The organism is Daejeonella sp. (assembly GCF_037719425.1).
In the GTDB taxonomy this organism is placed as follows: domain Bacteria; phylum Bacteroidota; class Bacteroidia; order Sphingobacteriales; family Sphingobacteriaceae; genus Daejeonella.
The window spans coordinates 27391-44144 of the sequence record NZ_JBBJNI010000015.1; the positions used below are offsets into that span (position 1 = coordinate 27391).

The 16754-nt window shown below is 39.5% G+C and carries 17 protein-coding genes; 15 read left to right on the plus strand and 2 right to left on the minus strand.

Going from position 1 to position 16754, the window contains the following annotated elements; genetic code table 11:
* Positions 1 to 84: 84 nt before the first annotated feature.
* Positions 85 to 942 (plus strand): N-acetylglucosamine kinase, encoded by an 858-nt coding sequence (locus WKF69_RS03595; protein WP_340379541.1) that lies wholly within the window; start codon positions 85 to 87, stop codon positions 940 to 942.
* A gap of 6 nt (positions 943 to 948) precedes the next feature.
* Here the strand turns inward: WKF69_RS03595 and WKF69_RS03600 are convergent, their stop codons facing one another.
* Positions 949 to 1248, minus strand: coding sequence for a hypothetical protein (locus WKF69_RS03600; protein WP_340379542.1), 300 nt, complete (start codon positions 1246 to 1248; stop codon positions 949 to 951).
* A 267-nt stretch (positions 1249 to 1515) separates the two neighbouring features.
* Between WKF69_RS03600 and WKF69_RS03605 the strand changes: the two genes are divergently transcribed.
* From WKF69_RS03605 to WKF69_RS03660, 12 genes are all read left to right on the plus strand, one after another.
* Positions 1516 to 2295: a sulfite exporter TauE/SafE family protein gene (locus tag WKF69_RS03605; RefSeq protein WP_340379543.1), complete on the plus strand. Its 780-nt coding sequence runs from the start codon at positions 1516 to 1518 to the stop codon at positions 2293 to 2295.
* A gap of 153 nt (positions 2296 to 2448) precedes the next feature.
* On the plus strand, positions 2449 to 2952 hold the full coding sequence (locus WKF69_RS03610) for a rhodanese-like domain-containing protein (RefSeq protein ID WP_340379544.1): 504 nt from the start codon (positions 2449 to 2451) through the stop codon (positions 2950 to 2952).
* Positions 2953 to 3262: 310 nt separating this feature from the next.
* On the plus strand, positions 3263 to 3649 hold the full coding sequence (locus tag WKF69_RS03615; protein WP_340379545.1) for a response regulator: 387 nt from the start codon (positions 3263 to 3265) through the stop codon (positions 3647 to 3649).
* Positions 3630 to 4721 carry a sugar transferase gene (locus WKF69_RS03620; RefSeq protein WP_340379546.1) on the plus strand — a complete coding sequence of 364 codons (1092 nt, stop codon included), beginning with the start codon at positions 3630 to 3632 and terminating at the stop codon, positions 4719 to 4721. The genes WKF69_RS03615 and WKF69_RS03620 overlap by 20 nt, the downstream gene beginning before the upstream one ends.
* Complete coding sequence (locus WKF69_RS03625; RefSeq protein WP_340379547.1) at positions 4718 to 5392, plus strand: TolC family protein; 675 nt, start codon at positions 4718 to 4720, stop codon at positions 5390 to 5392. The genes WKF69_RS03620 and WKF69_RS03625 overlap by 4 nt, the downstream gene beginning before the upstream one ends.
* Before the next feature lie 2 nt (positions 5393 to 5394).
* On the plus strand, positions 5395 to 7590 hold the full coding sequence (locus tag WKF69_RS03630; RefSeq protein ID WP_340379548.1) for a lipopolysaccharide biosynthesis protein: 2196 nt from the start codon (positions 5395 to 5397) through the stop codon (positions 7588 to 7590).
* On the plus strand, positions 7591 to 8781 hold the full coding sequence (locus WKF69_RS03635) for a glycosyltransferase (protein WP_340379549.1): 1191 nt from the start codon (positions 7591 to 7593) through the stop codon (positions 8779 to 8781).
* 38 nt (positions 8782 to 8819) lie between these two features.
* Positions 8820 to 8948, plus strand: a complete 129-nt coding sequence (locus WKF69_RS03640; RefSeq protein ID WP_340379550.1) for a hypothetical protein — start codon at positions 8820 to 8822, stop codon at positions 8946 to 8948.
* Positions 8949 to 8975: 27 nt separating this feature from the next.
* Positions 8976 to 10394 carry an O-antigen ligase family protein gene (locus WKF69_RS03645; protein WP_340379551.1) on the plus strand — a complete coding sequence of 473 codons (1419 nt, stop codon included), beginning with the start codon at positions 8976 to 8978 and terminating at the stop codon, positions 10392 to 10394.
* Positions 10391 to 11614 carry a glycosyltransferase gene (locus WKF69_RS03650; protein WP_340379552.1) on the plus strand — a complete coding sequence of 408 codons (1224 nt, stop codon included), beginning with the start codon at positions 10391 to 10393 and terminating at the stop codon, positions 11612 to 11614. The genes WKF69_RS03645 and WKF69_RS03650 overlap by 4 nt, the downstream gene beginning before the upstream one ends.
* Positions 11598 to 12224, plus strand: a complete 627-nt coding sequence (locus tag WKF69_RS03655; RefSeq protein WP_340379553.1) for an acyltransferase — start codon at positions 11598 to 11600, stop codon at positions 12222 to 12224. Before WKF69_RS03650 ends, WKF69_RS03655 begins: the two co-directional genes overlap by 17 nt.
* Before the next feature lie 28 nt (positions 12225 to 12252).
* Entirely contained in the window at positions 12253 to 13134 is an 882-nt protein-coding gene (locus WKF69_RS03660; protein WP_340379554.1) for a glycosyltransferase family 2 protein, read from the plus strand.
* A gap of 37 nt (positions 13135 to 13171) precedes the next feature.
* Here WKF69_RS03660 and WKF69_RS03665 read toward each other — a convergent pair whose 3' ends face one another.
* Positions 13172 to 14326, minus strand: a complete 1155-nt coding sequence (locus tag WKF69_RS03665; RefSeq protein ID WP_340379555.1) for a glycosyltransferase — start codon at positions 14324 to 14326, stop codon at positions 13172 to 13174.
* 146 nt (positions 14327 to 14472) lie between these two features.
* Between WKF69_RS03665 and WKF69_RS03670 the strand changes: the two genes are divergently transcribed.
* Together WKF69_RS03670 and WKF69_RS03675 are read left to right on the plus strand one after the other, a co-directional pair.
* Complete coding sequence (locus WKF69_RS03670) at positions 14473 to 15246, plus strand: glycosyltransferase (RefSeq protein WP_340379556.1); 774 nt, start codon at positions 14473 to 14475, stop codon at positions 15244 to 15246.
* An 18-nt stretch (positions 15247 to 15264) separates the two neighbouring features.
* Complete coding sequence (locus WKF69_RS03675) at positions 15265 to 16602, plus strand: flippase (protein ID WP_340379557.1); 1338 nt, start codon at positions 15265 to 15267, stop codon at positions 16600 to 16602.
* Positions 16603 to 16754 lie beyond the last annotated feature (152 nt).

Here is a 16754-nt window from a genome sequence, read left to right on the forward strand (position 1 = left end):
ACCGCTCATACAACGAAAAGATTGTAAGCTCATGCAAGCTTCATTGCCGTTGAAAAACGAACTAAATTAAAATGAAAACTTGTTATGTTATTAGTTGCTGACAGCGGCTCAACCAAAGCCGACTGGATATTAACACGTCCGGACAATCAAACCATCCATTTCAGGACAAAAGGAATAAACCCTTTTTTTTTATCAGAAAAAGACATCACTCAGGTTTTCCAAAATGCTGATGAAATTCAGGAATATGTTGACCAGGTTAAAGAAATCTACTTTTTTGGTGCTGGATGCTCAAGCCCGGATCGAAGGGAAATAATATCAAATGCACTTTCAAAAGTCTTTAAGAATGCCTTTGTAAGTGTTGATATCGATATAATTGCTTCAATATATGCAACCTGTGGATCTTCTGAAGGGATATGCTGCATTTTGGGAACCGGGTCAAACATTTCCTATTTTGATGGGACGAAGATACATGAGAGCAAACATGGACTTGGCTATATTTTGGGGGACGAAGGTTCAGGTACTTTTTTCGGCAGAAGGCTTTTAACTTCTTTTTTGTACAATACTATGCCGGATGAATTATCCGCATCGTTCAAGGAAAAGTTTAGCGTAGATAAGGAATCTGTAATTAAACGCATCTATCAGCAGCCAGCTCCAAACTCGTTTTTGGCTTCATTTGCTCCTTTTATGAGCGACCATATCGATCATCCGTTTATTACAGACCTATTGAAGATCGGTTTTGAGGAATTTGTTGAAACCAATATAAAATCATACCCTGATTATAAAAAGCAGGTCTGTCATTTTGTAGGGTCAATAGCATTTCATTTTAAAGAAATTTTAACAGACGTGTGCGAACAAAAAGGAGTGCGCGTTGGGAAGGTCTTAAAGCACCCCATAGAGGAGCTTTCCAATTTTATTCGCAACAATGAAGTAAAAAGCCTTTAGAATAAATTATCCGAAAATTATGTCAGGATTGTAGCTTATAGAATCCTGATATGCTTTACTCAGATCGTTCACTGAATTCACTTCAAAATCTACTCCCCATGGTGTCCATGAGATAAAACGAAGCTTATCTCCTGCCATTTTCTTTCCGCCCTTAATACCTTTAGAAATTTCTTCGTAAATGCCGAAGCTGCCTAAGCTGTAGTAGTTAATTTTGGTTGATCTGCCATTGATTACGTGGGATTTAATTAACTTAAATCCCATGTCTTTCATCCAGTTTTTAATAGCAGTGATTTTAGTTCGTGCCATAGTGAATTGATTGTCGTGAACCTTCCAATCCTCGAAAACCAAGCCAAAAAATCCGGTTGTTCACCCATTATTTCAAATACCGCCACTACAGCAGCAAAATCGATATTTATTTTTTCATTTTTCAAGAACCCTGTGAGTCAACAACTTACCGATGTCAGAAAATAAATACATCAGAACTAATAATACTACAGTTCCATTTTTGCACCGTTTATGATTAAAGTCAATTAGTCACATTTATCTTTCTGATATTTGACTCAAATTGTCGTCATGGAAGTCGCTGGATATCTTGCATCGTTATTTATTGGTATTTCGCTGGGATTGATTGGAGGCGGAGGATCAGTTTTAACGGTTCCGATATTGGTTTACTTCTTTCGAGTTGAACCGGTTCTGGCGACTGCCTATTCTCTTTTCATTGTCGGCTCCACCAGTGCAGTTGGAGCCCTGCAAAAATGGGCAAAACAGGAAATAAACTTTAAAGTAGCAATTACATTTGGCCTACCATCTCTGATTACAGTTTATTGGATCCGAAAGTTTCTTATACCCTCAATACCAGACGTTGTTTATCAGCACAACGATTTTATAATCCAGAAGGGCCTTTTAACACTTGTATTATTCGCTATCTTAATGATTGCTGCCGCGATAGGCATTCTCAAACCGCAGGAGATTAGCCGGCCAGTGTTACCGCAAACCCAGGGCCTTGTGCTGCTGGGAGTAGTAGTAGGTGTGGTATCCGGTTTGCTTGGGGCGGGCGGAGGATTTATAATTATTCCCGCGCTTATTTTTTATGCATCCCTTGATATTAAAACTGCCGTCGGGTCGTCTTTACTAATCATTGCGCTGAACTCCCTGGTGGGATTTGCAGGTGATATATTTCATCATCCCATCGACTGGATTAGACTCCTATCGATTACAGCGCTGGGCATTTCCGGAACTTTCCTCGGCAATTGGCTCTCGGGGAGATTACCAGCATCAAGAATAAAAAAAATCTTTGGGTGGTTTCTTCTTCTTACCGGTTTGTTCATCCTGGGAAAAGAGCTTCTCTTTTAACATAAAATCTCCTTTAACATCCCAAAGAGAAAGATTCTTCTTATTTTTGGGATGGATTCTTAAATTAAATTCTGTTAAGGAAATTCATCTGCAGATAACTATTTACTTTTAACTCCGTTTACTTGTGCAAGGCTCATTTCAAATTAAATATCCATGAATAAAATACATTCCCTTAGGCGAGGTCATTATTTACTTTTGACTTCCGTGTTTATTGCCTTTAGCTTTTCTTTTAATGCTGAAGCACAAATACCCCAGAGTGTACCTGCATCTCTTGATAAACCGAATCTATGGGAAGCAAAAGACCTGATTCAACCCGCAGAGCTTGCTTCTATTTTAGCTAATAAAAAAAACAAGATGCCTGCAATTTTCAATATTGGTGTGGTTGAGGATATTGAAGGTGCCAAAAGGCTTGGAGCGGCAAGTAAGAAAGACAACCTGGAAAACCTGAAAGACCATCTAAGCAAACTTCCAAAGATGGGTATGGTAGTAATATATTGCGGTTGTTGTCCTTTTGAAAAATGTCCAAATATTCGCCCTGCTTTCGCGCTGATGAAAGACATGGGATTTGTAAACGGAAGGCTCCTTAACATCCCAGTAAATTTAAAACAAAACTGGATTAGCAAGGGCTATCCAATGCTATCGCAACGCCAGATATAAACAATTAAAGGTAACGTGGAAAATTTGTGGTAATTATTTTACCACATTTGTGGAAATTTTTCCTCGAAGTGAGGTCAGTCGTAATAAAATCCTTGTCCCGAGCTCATTTAGGGCGTTTTTATTCTAGCATCACACTTGTCTATCTTCGGGTAATAAATCGGGAATAGTTGGTTTAGGTTTCAAAAAATAGTATTTTTAAGGGGACTAAATTTATTACCTGTTTAATTACGTGAGCAAATTTCCCCAGGTGAATAGTCATTAAAAATTAACTTTTTCATTTGATATAAGGATCTCCATTTTTTCGAATTCTATGAAAAGACAAATTCTGGTTGTTGATGATGAATTAAGTATCCTAAAACTGCTCAATTTTATACTGTCTAAGGATTACGATCTCGTAATAAAACAGAATGGTGCTGACGCCATATCCTGGCTTGAAGATGGAAACGATCCCGACTTGATCATTTCAGATTTGGAAATGCCCTTTATAGACGGGGGATCATTTATCCGTAATTTAAAAATCAGTGGCTTTTACTGTGATACGCCTGTTATTTTGCTATCAGGTGCAGACAATCTGGAAACAATTGTCGAACAGATGCCATACAGAGCTGACTGCTTTTTTAAGAAACCTTTCAATCCGGCAGAACTCAAGTTATCAATCAGTGCCGCGCTTAACCAATATGATCTCGCAAACAATTAAGCCTGCCGTTCAACGGATTGATCATCTCCAGCGGAGTCTGGTGTATATGGGCACCAATAAGAGCTCTCATATCATCAACGACTTTCCTGATTTCTTTTATATTCACAAGTATAGGTACTTAAACGACTTACATGAATATATAAGCAATCAGTCGATCCTGACTTTACCTGACGTCATTTTAATAGAAACTGATTCGAAGGGTGAATGCTTTACGTTTATTGAGAAATTAAAGAAAAACCCTCTCTGGAAGGACCTGATTATTGTCCTCCTTGCAACTAACAGAAATAAAGCTTGGAAGCTGAAAGCACTTCAGCTAAAGGTTCATGACTATTATATTCTACCCTTCCCCATTGAGCATTTAATAGAAAGGGTTAATTTTCTCATCAAGTTTAAACTGGTAAAGCCTCAGATATCTATACTTAAGGATGCGGATATCATCTACAAATTCCCGATCGGCAAAAAACTTTTTGATATAGCTGTTTCCTGTTTAGTTATTCTTCTCGTTTCTCCCATTCTAATCTTAACAGCTCTTATTATTAAGCTAGACTCAAAAGGGCCTGTTATTTATAAAAGTAAGCGTGTTGGGACGGGATACAATATCTTCAATTTTTACAAATTTCGTTCGATGTATGTCGATGCAGACAAGAAATTGGACGATCTTTCAGAGCGAAATAAATATGTTTCTTCAACAGGGAAAACTGAACGCAAAGCAGTGTTTGTAAAATTAGGTAGCGACCCGAGGACTACCAGGATTGGCAAATTTATCAGAAAAACAAGCATAGATGAGCTCCCACAACTGTTCAATGTCTTAAGGGGTGAGATGTCACTCGTAGGTAACAGGCCATTACCTCTATACGAGGCAGAAATGCTTACATCTAATGATTGGTCCATGCGTTTTATGGGCCCTGCGGGGGTTACAGGCTTGTGGCAAATAAAAAGTAGAGGAGCGAAAGACGTATCAGAACGCGAGCGAAAGAAGTTTGATAATTTCTATGCTTTAAAGCATTCATTTTGGTTTGACGTGCAGATTTTATTTCAAACGTTACCTGTTATCTTACATAAAGAAGAATGAGCAAAAACTTTACTTTATTATTAATTCTGGTCGTTCTATACCCATTTAATTTTTCTCATGCTCAGGAAACGATCACAGACTATTCCACTGTTTACCTCGAAAAACTAATTGCAACAGCAAAAGAAAATTATCCGCGGATAAATGCCTACAAAGCACGGATAGAAATAGCCAAAAGTAATATATCGAAAGAGCAGCTTTCATGGCTTGATGCATTTTCGTTCACCTATGTATACAAGCCTGATAACACCTTAAACATTCTGAATCCTACATTTTTTAACGGATATCAGGCCGCGGTTACTTTGAATCTTAGCTCTGTACTGCAAAAGCCAGCAAATGTTAAGCAAGCCAAACAAGAGCATAAAATAGCTTTGTATGATCAGCAGGAATATAACTTAACGATTGAAAGCCAAGTAAAACAACGATATTTTGCATATCTGCAGCAATTCAATGCTTTAAAGCTGCAATCAAAACTCGTATCAGATATCCAAAATATAAGCCGTGACATCAGATCCAAATACGAAAAGGGGGAGATCAGCTTTGACTCATATAGCCTGGGCCAAAATTTATTATCTACCGCTATTCAAAATAAGATTGCGATAGAATCGAACTTTCTGTCTGCAAAAGCTCTGCTTGAAGAACTTCTGAATAAAAAACTTGAAGAGGTTCTGTAGTTATGGACGAACTGAAAAAATTTATCCTTCTTGTCTGGAAATACCGTCTGATTATCGTTATCGTTCCTTTGATAACCATAATGGTAACTTTTTTCATTGTTCGCAATTTACCCGACGTATACTGGTCTGAAGCACAAATTGCTACCGGGATCGTAGACGAAACTCAGCAAATGTCTTTTACGGATGATGCGATGTTACAGGATTCCAGGATTAATCAGAAGTTTATAAATATGATTGAGGTCATGCGTTCAAAAAGCATGCTCATCTTAGTTTCCTATAAACTAATGTTACATGATCTCACAGCGAAACCCTTTAAAGAAAAAAGTCCACTCTTAAAAGAGCTGAATGACGATGCAATCAAACATGCGATAGAAGTATTCCGTGAAAAATATCAAAAGAAGGAAAGCCTAAACCTGCGGGATCCAGATCAAAAAGGACTATACTCCGTACTTCAATCAATGGAATACGATGACGAGTCGTTAAAGTCCTCACTTTCTGTTTACCGGCTGGGTGCGACTGACTTTATTAATTTAGATTATACATCTGAAAGTGCCGACCTGTCCGCATTTGTGGTAAATACGTTGAGTGATGAATTTACAAACTATTACACCACACTGGTCAAGGCCAACCAACGTTCTTCAGTTAAATTCCTTGAGAACCTTTTAAATCAAAAATCAGATACACTGCAGAATAGGATCGCAAACTTAAGATCTTATAAGATCCGAAATAGAATACTAAACCTAAATGAGCAATCGTCTCAGATCATGACCCAATCGGCTGATTACGAATTTCGTATTCAGCAAGCGGAAAAAGATATAATTTCTTATCGGGGCGCGATATCGAACATTGATAAAAGGTTTGATCCCCAGGACCGCCGCTATTTTGAATCCACGTTAACCGACATAAATCAGAACATCTTATCTACGCGTGCAGAAATACATTCATTATACGATAAATATGTTCAAAACGACTTCGACGAGACCTACAAAAAATCGATTGATTCGCTGCAGAGAGTAATTACTTCTCAAATTAACAGTCAGTCTGATAAATACATCTATAATCCTTTAAATACCAAACAAGACTTAGTACAGCAAAAATTAAATCTACAGTTACAGTTGGATCTGGCAGCCTACGGCCTCAACTCGCTTAAGAGGCATCTCAACTTTATAGGCAGGAAATTCGACAATTTGGTTCCGCATGAAGCAGTGATCCAGTCTTTTGATCGGAATATTGAGACGGTAAGTAAAGAGTATCAGGATCTTCTTACACAGTACAACCAAATTAAAATGGAGTCGGAGTTTCCAATTAAACTCCGACAAGTTCTTGTTGCAATGCCTGGCTTACCTCAGCCATCGAAAAAAATGCTGCTGGTATTGTTAAGCGGAATTATAAGCGGCGCCTTTTGTCTCCTCGTGTTCTTCGTTATGTTCTACCTGGACGATCGGATAAGACGCCCTATGGAACTGGCTGCTGCTACCAAGATCCCTGTTCTTGGCTATCTGAACCTTGTAGGCAAGAGGACGCTGGATCTTAAAGGCATCTGGAAAAATCTCCACGGAACCGCGGAGATGAAAGAGTTTAAAAAACAATTACGTTCTACAAGATTTGAGGTTAATAAAGAGCTTGCGATTTCCGGCAACAGGGGCAGCATCCTTAACATAACAAGTATTGGTGAAGGGGAAGGCAAAACCTTAATAGCCGCCTGCATTGCATATACCTACGTAATGGTCAGTAAAAAGGTACTGTTAATCGATGGCAATTTTGATCACGCATCAGTAACCGAAAATTCGAATACTAAACTATTTATAGAAGATTATCTTAAAACCGGCGAAATTCCAGGCTCTGATTTTCTCGCAGGAATAATGGTAATGGGAAACCGTGGCGGTGACAAATCTCTATTTGAATTAGCAGATGAAAAAGTCATAAAAGACAGACTTGAGCAGTTAAGATCTATTTTTGATGTGATTATTGTGGAGACCCCCCCTCTCGAATCCTTGAATAAAGCGAAAGAATGGATCCTTTTCTCAGACAAGACCTTAAGTGTTTTTCAGGCAGATCAATCGATAACCGCAGCAAAAAAACAACATATACATTACCTGCAAACCATCAATGGAAAATTCATTGGCTGGGTGTTAAACAAAGTGAAGCCCGAAGGAAAAGTAACAGAGCAAATCGAGTTAGCAACTGTTGTTGAATAAATGTTAGAGATCGCATTTAACTACGCCTGGATTCTAATTCAGTTGGCCATTGGCTATAACCTCGTATTGCCGTTACTGCTCTTTCTTCTTTACTTTTTTCTCAAGAGGACTTCCATCATAGAAATGCGCCATTATGCAGGCGATTACGCCGTCATTGTAACTGCGTTTGAACATATTGACTTATTGCCTGAAACGGTTGAGTCAATCCTTAACCTTAATTATCCAAACTATCTCGTATACGTCGTTGCCGATAAATGTGATGTATCCAACCTTCACTTCGATGATCCGCGCGTTATTCTTTTAAAACCCGAAACGATACTTGCAAGCAACACCAGGTCTCATTTATATGCATTTAAAAATTTTAAGCGTGAGCATAATAGAGTCAGTATCATAGATAGTGATAATATCGTCCATACTGAGTTTCTTAACGAGCTTGAAAAATGGTTTGCCAAAGGATTTAAGGCGGTTCAGGGTTATAGGCGAGCAAAAAATTTGAATACAACATACGCATGTCTTGATGCTGCGAGAGATATTTATTACCACTTTTATGACGGCAAGGTGCTCTTCGCTTTGGGATCATCTGCTACTCTGGCCGGGTCGGGCATGGCATTCACCACTGACATATATAAATCCTTTCTGGAAAATCACGATATCAAAGGGGCCGGATTTGATAAAGTTTTGCAATTTGATATCGTCAGAAAGAATCAGCGAATTGCGTTTGCCGAATGTGCAATTGTATATGATGAAAAGATAGCTGAGACTGACCAGTTAGTCAATCAACGCTCGCGGTGGATTAATACATGGTTTCGATATTTCAGATTCGGCTTTGCGCTTATCTCATCCGGTATAAAATCGTTTAGCTGGAATCAGTTACTGTTCGGAATTATACTCCTGCGGCCACCGTTGTTTATTTTCTTAATCCTCTCCCTTCTTTTCCTTATAGTTAATTTAGTGATAAGTGTAACGGCGGCGATTGTCTGGGCCGTGGCGATCTTCTGCTTTCTAATAGGTTTCGCATTTGCCTTAGCGAATTCAGTCGTAGACCGAAAAATTTATCGATCACTATTAGGCATACCCCAGTTTGTTTTTTATCAGGTGTTATCTCTATTTAAAATTGCAACTCTTAGTAAAAGGTCGGTTAGCACGCGGCATTCTCATACTTCAGTTCAACACGATGAAAAACCTTATTAGTAAAAAATGCCAAATTGGAGTTATTTAAGTGAAGCATCATGAGAATAGAAGATCTTAAGACCAGGAAAAGCAAAGCTGAACGGCTGCAGGATACTACCAGGCTGGTTGCAATTATTGCAGCTTTCATAAGTGTTTTCGTTTTCTTCATAAAAATCGTATTCCTGTAATAATTAAGAACTGCAATCATATCCGGTTTGAAAAACATTCAAGTAATTACGTTAATCATTGTTTTGCTGGCGGTTTCCATTGCCTCTGCCTACCTGATATATCAGGGTGGCATTAAAACGAGCGCCCTGATCATTATCGGTACTATAGGAGCACCCATGGTCTATGGGATAATTGCATACCCCAGGTTTGGAATCATGGTTATGCTGATTGCAGCTTATCTTATCATGTGGGTTATACGGATGGATCTCACAACGTTTCCCATGGGAACACTTATGGATGGGCTACTTGCTCTATTAATTCTGGGATTGTTTATAAAACAAAAAAACAACCCGGACTGGACGATATTGAAAGGGCCAATTAGTATCCTGATTATCATTTGGATTGGCTATAACTTCTTGGAGATAATTAATCCCAGCAGCACTTCACGGATGGCATGGGTATATACTATCCGAAGTGTGGCAATAGTGATGCTAACTTATTTCATATTCAGTTACCATATACGCACACGGAAGTTTTTAAAGCTGATCATCAAGGTTTGGCTTGGACTAAGTATGTTCGCTGCAATATATGGCTTCAAACAGCAAAATTTCGGCTTTTTTGGTTTTGAGGAAAGATTCCTTTATTCTGACCCTTTGATTATGAACCTGTTATTTATTGGCGGTGTTTGGCGAAAATTCTCAATCTTTTCGGACCCTGTTGCATTCTCATATAACATGGTTGTAAGTTCATTACTCTGTGTTGGGCTTATGTTCGGGCCAATTTCCAAAGGAAAGAAATGGCTATTGGGTTTTATGACAGTCTTTTTTCTACTGAATATGATATACTCCGGCACCAGAGGCGCTTATGTTCTTTTTCCTGCAGCTATAATATTACTGTCAATATTGGTTTTCAATAAAAAAATATTAATGCTTACAGCGCTGGGGGGAGTTATCATCGTTTTCTTAATAAGCATTCCCACCAGCAACCCCGCCTTGTATCGCTTCCAATCAGCCTTCAAACCCTCCGAAGATGCTTCATTCAATGTGCGGGCTAACAACCAGAAGATGATCCAGCCTTATATCCAAAGTCATCCGATGGGTGGCGGTCTTGGGTCGACAGGAGTTTGGGGGGCGAAGTTTTCTCCGGGTTCGTTTCTTGCTTCATTCCCGCCCGACAGCGGGTATGTTAGGGTTGCAGTTGAACTTGGTTGGATAGGGCTACTCATCTTTTGCTCCCTAATGTTCGTCATTCTCAAAACCGGGATAACTAATTATTACAAAATTAAAGACCCAGAGCTAAAGAGCTATTGTTTGGCTATGACACTTATTGTGTTTGCATTGAACATAGGGAATTACCCGCAGGAGGCCTTTGTCCAGTTTCCCACTAACGTCTATTTTTATCTGGTTGTGGCGTTGATCAATGTCACTCTTCGTATAGACAGTGAAGTAACCACAGATTTACAATGAGTAATCGCCGCATCCAGAATCGGGATATCGTGATAGTCGGCCTCCAGCCATGGGATGGTGATTTAGGCAGCAATTGTAAGAATCTGGCCATTGAATTCTCCCAATCCAACCGAGTCCTGTATGTAAATTCACCACTCGACAGAAAAACCTATTTAACCAATTACTCTGATCCTAAAGTTCAAAAGCGAATAAACGTGATCAAGGGTAAGAAAAACGGTTTAACCGAAGTCGCTGATAACATTTGGGAGCTTAACCCTGAAAGGATGATAGAGTCTATTAACTGGATTAGGTTTTCCTGGTTGTTCGACATGTTAAACTGGAGGAACAATAGAATCTTTTCTGGTACTATAAAAAGAGCTATTGAGAGCTTACAATTCCGAAATATTATACTGTTCAATGATAATGACATATTCAGAAGCTTTTATTTGAAAGAGTACCTGAATCCTGCCCTGAGTGTCTATTACTCGAGAGATTTCCTTGTTGGTGTCGATTACTGGGAACGGCACGGAAAAAGGCTGGAACCACAACTAATCGCTAAGAGTGATCTTTGTGTAGCTAATTCATCATTCCTAGCCAATTATTGCAAGCAATATAATGAGCGATCATTTTATGTAGGGCAGGGATGTGATCTCGCCATATTCAAACCACAGTCTTCTAATACAATGCCCGCAGATCTCCTACATTTAAAAGGACCTGTCATTGGCTATGTTGGGGCCCTGCAAAGTATCCGGATAGATATTGAGGTAATTGAGTATTTAGCATTGAATAAACCAGATTGGTCAATTGTACTTGTCGGTCCGGAGGATGATATATTTAAGAACTCCCCTCTCCACACTCTTAAAAATGTTCTTTTTACGGGAGCGAAGGAGATGGAACAATTACCTCAGTATATAAATACATTTTCAGTTTGCTTGAATCCTCAATTAATTAATCCGATTACAGTAGGTAATTACCCACGAAAGATCGACGAATACCTTGCACTGGGGAAACCTGTAGTTGCTACCAAAACAGAGGCGATGCAGATCTTCCAGAATTACACCTATCTTGCAAGTAATAAGGAAGAGTATGTAGAGTTGATAGAGCAGGCGCTTAGGGAAGACTCTGAAGAACTCAGCACAAGTCGCCGGCAATTTGCTTCCACTCATACCTGGGAAAATAGTGCAGAAGAGATTTATAAGGCGATGTTAAAGACCGACAAGAACGATGACGCTAATTTCTAAAATTAAATCTGATCCCAAATTAAAGAAGATTGGATTGTGGATGTTAATACCATCAAATGAATACCGGCCCCGTTGGTGGGTAAAAGCCTTTTTAAATCCTTTCAAACATAGTCGCGGTAAGGGAGCAATAGTTCGCCATCAGACTAAAACAGATCTTTTTCCTTTTAGAAATTTCGTACTCGGTGACCGATCAGTGATAGAAACCTTTTCAACCCTAAACAATGCTGTAGGGGATATCATAATAGGGGATGATTCATTCATCGGTGTTGGGAATGTTATTATCGGCCCCGTTAGCATTGGTTCTAATACGATGCTGGCACAAAACGTTGTCCTGTCGGGGATGAACCATGGATATGAAGACGTGAAAGTTCCGCCTATTAAACAGAAAATATCGACAAAACAAATAACAGTGGGCGACAATGTGTGGATTGGTGCAAATGTCACAGTTACAGCGGGTGTTGAAATAGGAAATCACTCGATAATAGGAGCTGGAAGCGTCGTGACCAAAAACATACCCGACTACTCTGTTGCTGTAGGGAATCCGGCAAAGGTTATTAAAAAATACAATTTTGAGCTGGAAAAGTGGGAAAAGGCAAACAATGCCGTTTAGTAGATGATCATTACACTCAATCCGAATAATGTTTAATAACTTTTTTGCTCTTCCCGGCTGGGTTACCGAGCACCTATATTCATATAGAGGATATACGGAACTCAGTGTCCTTGAGCTTGAAGACCTTAAACACAGGCTATCATTTTATAGCTCCAAATATCCAGAGGTTTCTGTTGTAATTCCAGCATGGAATGAGGAGAATAATCTATTCCGAACTCTCTCTTCGCTCGCTTCCAATAAGGTGTCATATCCTGTAGAGTTCATCGTAGTTAACAATAATTCAACAGATAAAACGCAGGAAATACTTGATAAGCTTGGTGTAAAAAGCTTTGTCCAGCCTCTACAAGGCATTACATTCGCCAGACAACTCGGCCTGGAAAAAGCAAAAGGTACTTTTCACTTATGCGCAGATTCTGACACCTTATATCCACCTGACTGGATCGAACTTATGGTTAAACCGATGCGAGAAAACAAACATATAGTCGGCGTTTACGGCCGATATTCATTTCTTCCGCAGGATGTTCGTCAGCTGCCAGCTTTGTTTTTTTACGAAAAAATCACTGGCTTATTAATTCGCATAAGAAAAATGAACCGTGAGTTTGTCAATGTACTGGGGTTCAATATGGGCTTTATTACAAAAACCGGAAGAGAGAACGGAGGATTCGAGGTAAACCTTATCAGAAAATTCGATAATTCTCCCGGGAAAGATTTTATCGAGGAATCAGAAGATGGCACTATGGCACTCAACCTATTGAAAGTCGGCCGGTTAAAACTAGTCACAAACTCCAGAGCGAGAGTGTTTACTTCATCCAGGCGATTAGTGTCGGGGGGTGGATTAGTGCGATCATTCATGGACAGGTCAAATCTTCACAGCAAGAGGATGCTGGAATACATTTTCGGAAAAAAATAGAACAAGTTTTTTTGCGTTTGCCAACATAACTGCATACTCATGCAATTGACCTGTAGAGCGATGTAAGCTTTGGTTTTATAACTTTTGGATTAAATCGTTCCTCATAGCAACGGCGGGCATTGGCCGAAATTTCCAGGTATTCCTGCTCTGATAACGAGAATATTTTGTTCAAAGCCTCCGCGGCCTCCGGCGCGTTATTAACTACAAATCCGGCTGAATAAGTATTGATCACGTCACTAATAGGTATACTTGCAGAAACCACAACCGGTTTGTAACACGATAGGGCCTGACCAACACTTAACCCAAACCCCTCGTACCTGGATAATTGAAGATAAGCTTTTGAATTCCTCAAAATAGAGTTTCTTTCATTTTCAGGAATTTTACCTGTCAGGATCACATCCGTCCCTAATGCCAAACCGAGGCTTCCGCAGATCGCGCTGACTTTCAGAAGAGAAGTGTTATCTGCGGGTCCGATTAACACAAACTGATCCCCCACTGTTCCAGACTGGCGTTGAAAAATTGAAAACGCTTCTAAAGCCTGATCTATTCCTTTTTGAAATATATTAAACCGTCCGATGAAACAGACCCTTGCTTTGACCTGATGATCCGAAACGGTCAACTCTATATCCCTTATCTGATTTTCGACTACAACTATTTTAGTACGAGTTATTAACCGGAGAGAGGAAATACAATGAGTGGTAATCGCATGTACAATTTTAGCATGATCCAGAACGTATTTATCGAAAATTCTCACAAAAGCCTGACGATAAAGCCGTTTTAAAAAAGGTTTATTATCATTATAGGCGGGGCCGTATACATAAGAGTCGTGAGGTGTAATCATATAAGGAATTTGGGCTTTTACTAGTCGCTTTGCAATTAGATAATTGGCTACGTTCCATATATGATTTAAATGAAATATCTTTCCCCCAGGCTGAATTTTAAATAACCATTTTTGAAAGGCAGAGGGTAGTTGGAAAGTAATCCCCTCCTTGCGGCCAAAACGGTTGACACTTATGCCTTCACGAATTTCGATATTGTGATAATGTGTCCCATGTGCAGTGTCAAATTCAATGAATTCGAATAAAAAGATGTCTCTGAGCAACTGAACATTCTGATAATTAAATTCTGCGAGCCCATCAGCTGCTCCCGACTTAAAATCACCGACAATGTAAATTTTTAACTTTTCCCTCATAATCAGAAACTGCGCGCCTAAAAGTTCTAAGATATAATATTTCAGACGTTTTATTCGTCAACCCCCGACTCCAATTACCCATTCAAAATAAAGAATTAGTTATATTCAGCTTTTAATACACCATATTTCCCATTATTGGTTCAGCCATGTCTAAGTATTTTAAAGACGTTACCTTACTAATAACCCACTACAACAGAAGTAGCTCACTTAACCGACTTTTAGAAACTCTGAAAGACCAGAAATGTACATTCGAGGACATCGTTGTAAGTGACGATGGAAGTGATAAATTCCATTTAAAATCGATTTCAGATCATCAGTCAGTTTTTGGATTCCGGCTTATTACCAGCTCAATTAATAAGGGCCTGGCAAACAATATCAATAAAGGCCAGAGTGCGGTACAAACGCCTTACACTCTTTACATACAGGAAGACTTTATTCCTGAAAAGACGTTTGCATCTCATCTTGAAAACGCGGTTGACATAATGCGGGCGCGGCCAGAGCTGGATATCGTCAGATTCTATGCTTATCGGAAGTATCCATACTTAATACCTTATAGAAACGGTTTTTCTGAAATGGTGATCAAACCATGGCACTGGGACTTTTTTAAGGTTCATTTCTACAGTGATCATCCGCATCTAAGACGCTCCGACTTTCTAAAGAAATTCGGTCAGTACCGGGAGGGGATCAAAAGTGATCGCGCTGAATATCGGATGTGTTTGTCATTTATACAACGAAAAGGCAAGGGACTTTTCTTTAACAACTTCCAAAGCCTGTTTAGCCAGCGCAATTCTGAACTGGAACCCAGTACCGTCCCCAGAGGTAGCTGGACTCAGACCAAAAACCCTCTTATTAACGCGATGAAGTATGTTTACAGACAGGTGAAATATAATTATGATATCCATTTTTTTAAAATCCGGTAACACCGAATCATTTAACCTATGACTCAAAGGCAAGGCTACTGGATAAGCTCCGCTTTTTACACTATTCTACAGAATCTTACGGGTGTAGCCTTCACATTTGGTGGCTTTTACTTGCTAGTCCGCTTGCTTAACAAACATCAGTTCGGTGTCTGGGCTTTATTTATGTCCACTGTCACTATTCTCGAATTTATGAGAGGCGGGCTTATTCAGAACGCATTAATAAAATATCTCGCCTTTGAGAAAAAGGAGGAACACTCTAAAATCATTTCTGCGTCCTTTAGTTTAAGTGCAATACTTACAGCGGTATGCATCGTACTCAACTTGTTCATGGCTCGCCTCCTTACAGAAGTATGGCACGCTCCCGAGCTATTGGGAATATTCCACTTATATAGTTGGGTGTTCATTGTGTCTGGTTTGCTGACGATGTTTAACTCCATCGAACAGGCAAATCTTGAGTTTAAAGGCGTATTTGTTGGTGCATTCGTCAGACAGGGGATATTCTTCCTTTACATTTGCTACTGTTACTTCTTTGATCAAACCATTCTCCTAACCAATCTCGTTTATGCGCAGTTTGTTTCATTTCTAATGAGCGCAATTGTTTCTTACTTTTTCTCCCGGAAATACTTTGAACTGTCATTTAATTTTAGCTTCCCATGGGTGAAGAAACTCTTCAACTACGGGAAATACGCGTTCGGAACGTCGTTAAGCTCGATACTTTCAACCACGATAGATCAAATGATGTTGGGTGCGATTTTATCTCCGGTTGCTTCAGGGGCCTTCAATATAGCCGTTAGAATTACAAATCTCATCGATATTCCTACAAATGCGATAGCAGTAATTGTATTTCCTCAAAGCGCTAAACGAAGCGCGACAGAGGGGAAACCAGCGGTAAAGTACCTCTACGAAAAGTCAGTAGGCGTCCTGATGGCCATACTTATCCCGGGAGTCTTTGTTATATATTATTTTGCTGACCTTGTGGTTTACATCGTTGCTGGAGACAAGTATGAAGATGCAGTGCCTTTATTAAAAATTGTGCTGCTGTACTGTCTTTTAATACCGTATGCCCGGCAATTCGGGAACATTCTGGATTCAATAGGCAAACCCAAGCTTAATTTTTATATGGTGTTAACTACGGCAATTCTAAATATTGCAATGAACTACGTATGCATCATCAGATGGGGAGTTATTGGCGCGGCGTACGCGACCCTTTGTTCAAGTATTATCGGCTTCTGCCTGAGCCAGTATATACTGCGAAGAGAATTGAATATTCGCACCCTAAATACCCTGAAATACGCCTGGGAGTTCTACCCGGAGTTTTATAAAAAGTATGTCAGCCCCCGTCTCCAGAAAACCTGACATACTTATAGATTTCTCCGCCCTGATTCCCTTTAGAATATATTACTATTATTCCGGTAACCGGTCGCCGTATTGGAATACCAATCCATAAACTGGGTTCCGCCGGACGTCGCCCACGTTTCGAATTTGAGATAAGCACTACCTCTCTGAGC

Coding starts and splice junctions, on each gene's coding strand:
- WKF69_RS03615 (WP_340379545.1), top strand. CDS start 3,263: ATGAAAAGACAAATTCTGGTTGTTGATGATGAATTAAGTATCCTAAAA.
- WKF69_RS03655 (WP_340379553.1), top strand. CDS start 11,598: ATGACGCTAATTTCTAAAATTAAATCTGATCCCAAATTAAAGAAGATT.
- WKF69_RS03630 (WP_340379548.1), top strand. CDS start 5,395: ATGGACGAACTGAAAAAATTTATCCTTCTTGTCTGGAAATACCGTCTG.
- WKF69_RS03625 (WP_340379547.1), top strand. CDS start 4,718: ATGAGCAAAAACTTTACTTTATTATTAATTCTGGTCGTTCTATACCCA.
- WKF69_RS03670 (WP_340379556.1), top strand. CDS start 14,473: ATGTCTAAGTATTTTAAAGACGTTACCTTACTAATAACCCACTACAAC.
- WKF69_RS03610 (WP_340379544.1), top strand. CDS start 2,449: ATGAATAAAATACATTCCCTTAGGCGAGGTCATTATTTACTTTTGACT.
- WKF69_RS03650 (WP_340379552.1), top strand. CDS start 10,391: ATGAGTAATCGCCGCATCCAGAATCGGGATATCGTGATAGTCGGCCTC.
- WKF69_RS03675 (WP_340379557.1), top strand. CDS start 15,265: ATGACTCAAAGGCAAGGCTACTGGATAAGCTCCGCTTTTTACACTATT.
- WKF69_RS03605 (WP_340379543.1), top strand. CDS start 1,516: ATGGAAGTCGCTGGATATCTTGCATCGTTATTTATTGGTATTTCGCTG.
- WKF69_RS03595 (WP_340379541.1), top strand. CDS start 85: ATGTTATTAGTTGCTGACAGCGGCTCAACCAAAGCCGACTGGATATTA.
- WKF69_RS03620 (WP_340379546.1), top strand. CDS start 3,630: ATGATCTCGCAAACAATTAAGCCTGCCGTTCAACGGATTGATCATCTC.
- WKF69_RS03635 (WP_340379549.1), top strand. CDS start 7,591: ATGTTAGAGATCGCATTTAACTACGCCTGGATTCTAATTCAGTTGGCC.
- WKF69_RS03600 (WP_340379542.1), bottom strand. CDS start 1,248: ATGGCACGAACTAAAATCACTGCTATTAAAAACTGGATGAAAGACATG.
- WKF69_RS03665 (WP_340379555.1), bottom strand. CDS start 14,326: ATGAGGGAAAAGTTAAAAATTTACATTGTCGGTGATTTTAAGTCGGGA.
- WKF69_RS03640 (WP_340379550.1), top strand. CDS start 8,820: ATGAGAATAGAAGATCTTAAGACCAGGAAAAGCAAAGCTGAACGGCTG.
- WKF69_RS03660 (WP_340379554.1), top strand. CDS start 12,253: ATGTTTAATAACTTTTTTGCTCTTCCCGGCTGGGTTACCGAGCACCTA.